Genomic DNA, 3950 nt, shown 5'->3' on the forward strand with positions numbered 1-3950 from the left:
TTTTGAGCGTCGTCGCATTTGTCCTCAATGGAATTATTTATTCAAACCTCGCCCTCTATCTTCGGCTTAGAAGTTCTGAATCTATCCTCTGCTAAAAATCCGAAGTTAATTTTGGACGACTTCTTAAACAAACAGAAAAACTGGCGAGAATTTGACAGATGAGCGATCGCTATTCTCACTCTGCTCTGCTTAATCAATACTTTGCTAATTCTGGGTTTGAATGCCATAGAGACACTCATGCTGCACCTCCTCTTCTTCGTCTTACTCTAGAGCGAGCAGGTACTATTTCAATTCTTCCCGATACAGATGTTTCTTTTCCCGACTCCAAATCCCTAATGCCTTGAACTCACGCTTCCTCTAAGAATGCCATCGCCTCTGTTATCGAATATTCCCCCTCTCTATTTCTGTACACTGTGACTATGGGTGATTCCCAAGACTCGATTTCTGGCTCTTGAGCGATGTTGACGAATAATACTGGTATACTATTTCTCATGAAGTGCTATCCTACTTAAATACTACAAAACCCGCGAATTGTTTTTTTCTGCTTTAAAGATGCGATTTATTCTCCAATCAAAATTTGTCTCAAACCTCTATGAGCAGCCCATAGTCTGTCTAGTTCGGCTATTTCTTCAATCGGAATGTACTGGCAAGAAGTCGCTATCAAACCAGGCTTTAAGACATCTTCTTTGCCAATTGACTTCAACCAGTCCACCAAGTCTTTAGCTCTCTTCATGCCGTATTTCTTGGCTAGCTTCGTCTTGGATAACCCTTCATAACTGACTCGGCTTCGTCCCTGTTCGTTGATTAAAACTGTCCTTTCTATGACTTCTGTTCTAGTAACTACCGCATTGGGATTGCCTAAAACTATTGCTGGTAATCCTGGATCTACCAGTGCTAAGACTCTCGATTGCGCGAGTAATCTTTCCTGTGCTTGTGCTACCTGTAGTTGTAGTTTCAGTTTTTCGATTTCAATTGCTTGTGCTGGGATGGTTTTTTCCAATGCGTTCAGTAAACTCGTTCTTACTGCGAGTGCTACAAGCGAATCTCTCATTAACATTCCTAATCTCAAGACAGCACGAGGAGTCCAGATCGTCGCTTGACTGGTTTTTAATGGTAGTGACCATAAGTCACGAGCATCCTTCAAATCCTTTCCTCGTATAGTTTTTAGCCCATCACTAATAAATTCTTCTCTGTGAGTTTTTAGTAATTTTCTTAGATTAGTTTCTGGTACTTCATAGAACTGGGCTACTCGATCTGTTGTTATACTTTCTTTGCCCTGCCACACCGCAAAATAAAGATATTTTATCTTGCTTAAGATTTCTCTTACTCGTTCTTCTTCTATCTGTTTCAGTTGATTGGAACGGGCTGCTTTTGACTCCATTAATATGGATTCAGTTATTATAGTCATAGCCGATACCTTTGCTTAATGTATGGTTTTGGTCATGAGCGATCGCTGTTCTTTTCGATGGAAGGCGATCGCTTTTGCTGTTAATGAATTGAATTTTTCGGGAGCTTTGTTCCAGAATTGACGATTTTTCCCTTAATTATCGGATTCTTCCACAATTAAATCGTCTACTGTTAAGTTTTTCCCGCTCCATATCGAACACAAACGAGCTAGTGCTTTTAGATTGGAGATGTTCGCTTTTTCTAGTTGCCCATCTCTAGCTCTGGTCAGCGTGTGCCTTGTGACCTCATTTTCTGTTCCTTCTATCGTCTTGTGAACGGCATAAACCGATAATGGTTCTCCTTTCTCATCTTTTAACCACCAAGCTCCTATATCTATATAAGTTCTACCCATTAAAGCAATTGCTATTGTCAAGTTCACCTCCAATTATTGACTATCAGATATTTGATATCCACTATATCAAATATCTGATTTACTTGCTAACTGACATTTACATAGTTGACAATCAGTTAGCAGAGTGTCAAAATAAAGCTATCAAGAAGCAACCAAGCCAGCGCAAAACTGGACGCACAACTAACAACGGTTAGCTCATCTACCAGAGAACCTTGATAACTAAATACTGATTCCTTTTCACTTGTCAGATAAGCATAACGTTCGCTAGAACTATTACCCTGCTTGGTTTGGAACTCTCGCGTTAATATCGCGAGAGTTCCAAATGATGATTCTATCTGACTTTTGTATTTCTCGATCGTTGCGAGAAAGTTTTTGTGCTTGATGTCTAAATTCTCTGCCACAAGGCGAGAATCCATCACCAGTACACTATTGCGTTCTTTAACTGTTAAATTGGACATAACTGTTATTTGATGGTTGAACGTCGGTGACAGCCTCGAAAAGGCGATCGTATACTTCTTGGACGGAGAGTGCGATCGCTTTTGCTTGAAGCCTAAAAAAAGATACTGAGATGATTGAAATTACAAGTTAATTTTTTGGTTCTTTTTGGTTTTGTGTTAATTTCAAAACTCCTTCACGAATTACCATTTCCAATAGCTCGGAACGGCTTAATTGTTGCTCTTTTGCCAGACGGTCAATTTCTGTTTCGACATCTGCTTCTTCAATTTTGTAATCTTTGACTAAATCTTCGACCTTATAATCTTTAGCTAATTCCAAACCACCTGCACGAATTGAGCGTTCTAGGAGATCGGAACGGCTCATTTTAAATTTCTTAGCCAAACGGTCAATTTCCTCCGATGCAAAATCGGTAATCATAAAACACTTTTGTTTTTTAACCTCCCCGTAAATTCCAGGCTTTGAGCGCAAGTCATCAGACATTATTAGTAACACCATCTATATCAGTATCACCTTAGCTTAACTTGAAATTATCTTAGCATATGTATACTGATATTATTATATTGATATCAGTATATCAGGATGTTAGTATATTTCTATAAGGCAAAGGGAAAGAGATCGCCCCCTCCCGACGGAATCAAGACTCTCACTTTCAGATTTCTGACAATTTCTCGCACTGCACGCCTGACAACCGAATATCGATTCCTTTTCAACTTAAAGAGTGCGTAAATCAAGAGCGAGTCAGTCTCCACGAAGCAATCTTTCTTTCTAGTCTCTTTGACTGACTACGAACGCCTACGAACAAATAAAAAAGGAGAGCAAGCTTCTTACCTTTGCTCTCCTAACAAACTAAAATATTACTTCCATTATGACGTACACAACGCAAAAAACCACTCAATTACCGACTAATTGTGCTAATTGTCCTCAATTTCACAATTATCGAGACAATAGAGGTGGAGGATGGTGCAACTTTTACGATCGCTTTGCTAAAGAGCATCATCCTTTTACTCACGACTGCAAATTAAATTATCTCGACTCAGAGGATATTCTCCGCTCCGAACACGAAGCAGGAAGCCTCGTTAAGTTAATCGACTCTCACAAAGACCATAGCCAATGGACTACTTATGTCGTCGTCGGCAAGAAGTACAATCCAAATCGATATCAAAACACCAAAACCTTTCTCAATCAGACTGATTGGTACTATCGACTAGCCACTATTGAAAAGCTCGAAGTCACTCAACAATGGGTTGCAGAAGACGAAATCTGCCACTACGACCAAGCTGACATCATTAACCCAATCGGCGAGTTCTAATTTTTTTGACAACAGTCCTTGGTTATTTATTACCAAGGACGCTCACATCAATCAACCTTAACTACACTATGGCTACATACCTGATATCAATTCAAGTTAAACCACTGAGCGCATCAAATGTGGCAGAGAAAATGAACGAAATCATGGCTTTTCAAGAAAAAGAAGCTTTCTATCATTTGGCAGGAGCAGAACAAATAAGCGACCAATTAAAAGTGGCTCTTCCAGAAATCCATTTGAACAATCCTCAGATAATTAGATTCGGCGTTGGTAATTTAAGGTATGATTTTTCGGTAACGCGATCGCTAACTAAATAATCAACCATAGTTAAATGTCAATGCAATGCCCTGAATGTAAGTCTACTCATATAAACAAAAATGGCAAAAAGAA

The 3950-nt window shown here is 39.3% G+C and carries 8 protein-coding genes; 3 read left to right on the forward strand and 5 right to left on the reverse strand.

Annotated features, from left to right (window positions below; genetic code table 11):
* Nucleotides 1-158 precede the first annotated feature (158 nt).
* Nucleotides 159-344 carry a hypothetical protein gene (locus H1P_RS31490; RefSeq protein ID WP_144875162.1) on the forward strand — a complete coding sequence of 62 codons (186 nt, stop codon included), beginning with the start codon at nucleotides 159-161 and terminating at the stop codon, nucleotides 342-344.
* A 2-nt stretch (nucleotides 345-346) separates the two neighbouring features.
* On the opposite strand, the gene H1P_RS36825 is transcribed toward H1P_RS31490, so the two are convergent.
* The 5 genes from H1P_RS36825 to H1P_RS31510 form a co-directional block, all read right to left on the reverse strand.
* Nucleotides 347-493, reverse strand: coding sequence for a hypothetical protein (locus H1P_RS36825; RefSeq protein WP_186376260.1), 147 nt, complete (start codon nucleotides 491-493; stop codon nucleotides 347-349).
* Nucleotides 494-559: 66 nt separating this feature from the next.
* Nucleotides 560-1408 (reverse strand): hypothetical protein, encoded by an 849-nt coding sequence (locus tag H1P_RS37895; protein ID WP_222427339.1) that lies wholly within the window; start codon nucleotides 1406-1408, stop codon nucleotides 560-562.
* A gap of 132 nt (nucleotides 1409-1540) precedes the next feature.
* Nucleotides 1541-1825, reverse strand: a complete 285-nt coding sequence (locus H1P_RS31500; RefSeq protein WP_144875164.1) for a hypothetical protein — start codon at nucleotides 1823-1825, stop codon at nucleotides 1541-1543.
* 89 nt (nucleotides 1826-1914) lie between these two features.
* A complete protein-coding gene (locus tag H1P_RS31505) occupies nucleotides 1915-2256 on the reverse strand; it encodes a Rha family transcriptional regulator (RefSeq protein ID WP_144875166.1) in 342 nt (113 codons plus the stop codon).
* A gap of 127 nt (nucleotides 2257-2383) precedes the next feature.
* The gene (locus H1P_RS31510) at nucleotides 2384-2671 is read right to left on the reverse strand and encodes a hypothetical protein (protein WP_144875168.1); all 288 of its coding nucleotides are present in this window, start codon (nucleotides 2669-2671) and stop codon (nucleotides 2384-2386) included.
* Nucleotides 2672-3119: 448 nt separating this feature from the next.
* Between H1P_RS31510 and H1P_RS31515 the strand changes: the two genes are divergently transcribed.
* The gene (locus tag H1P_RS31515; protein ID WP_144875170.1) at nucleotides 3120-3563 is read left to right on the forward strand and encodes a hypothetical protein; all 444 of its coding nucleotides are present in this window, start codon (nucleotides 3120-3122) and stop codon (nucleotides 3561-3563) included.
* Between the two features lie 68 nt (nucleotides 3564-3631).
* Complete coding sequence (locus H1P_RS31520) at nucleotides 3632-3877, forward strand: hypothetical protein (protein ID WP_144875172.1); 246 nt, start codon at nucleotides 3632-3634, stop codon at nucleotides 3875-3877.
* The last annotated feature ends 73 nt before the right edge of the window (nucleotides 3878-3950 follow it).

This window comes from Hyella patelloides LEGE 07179 (assembly GCF_900659865.1).
Lineage (GTDB): Bacteria > Cyanobacteriota > Cyanobacteriia > Cyanobacteriales > Xenococcaceae > Hyella > Hyella patelloides.

Coding starts and splice junctions, on each gene's coding strand:
- H1P_RS36825 (WP_186376260.1), bottom strand. CDS start 493: ATGAGAAATAGTATACCAGTATTATTCGTCAACATCGCTCAAGAGCCA.
- H1P_RS31510 (WP_144875168.1), bottom strand. CDS start 2,671: ATGATTACCGATTTTGCATCGGAGGAAATTGACCGTTTGGCTAAGAAA.
- H1P_RS37895 (WP_222427339.1), bottom strand. CDS start 1,408: ATGACTATAATAACTGAATCCATATTAATGGAGTCAAAAGCAGCCCGT.
- H1P_RS31505 (WP_144875166.1), bottom strand. CDS start 2,256: ATGTCCAATTTAACAGTTAAAGAACGCAATAGTGTACTGGTGATGGAT.
- H1P_RS31490 (WP_144875162.1), top strand. CDS start 159: ATGAGCGATCGCTATTCTCACTCTGCTCTGCTTAATCAATACTTTGCT.
- H1P_RS31520 (WP_144875172.1), top strand. CDS start 3,632: ATGGCTACATACCTGATATCAATTCAAGTTAAACCACTGAGCGCATCA.
- H1P_RS31515 (WP_144875170.1), top strand. CDS start 3,120: ATGACGTACACAACGCAAAAAACCACTCAATTACCGACTAATTGTGCT.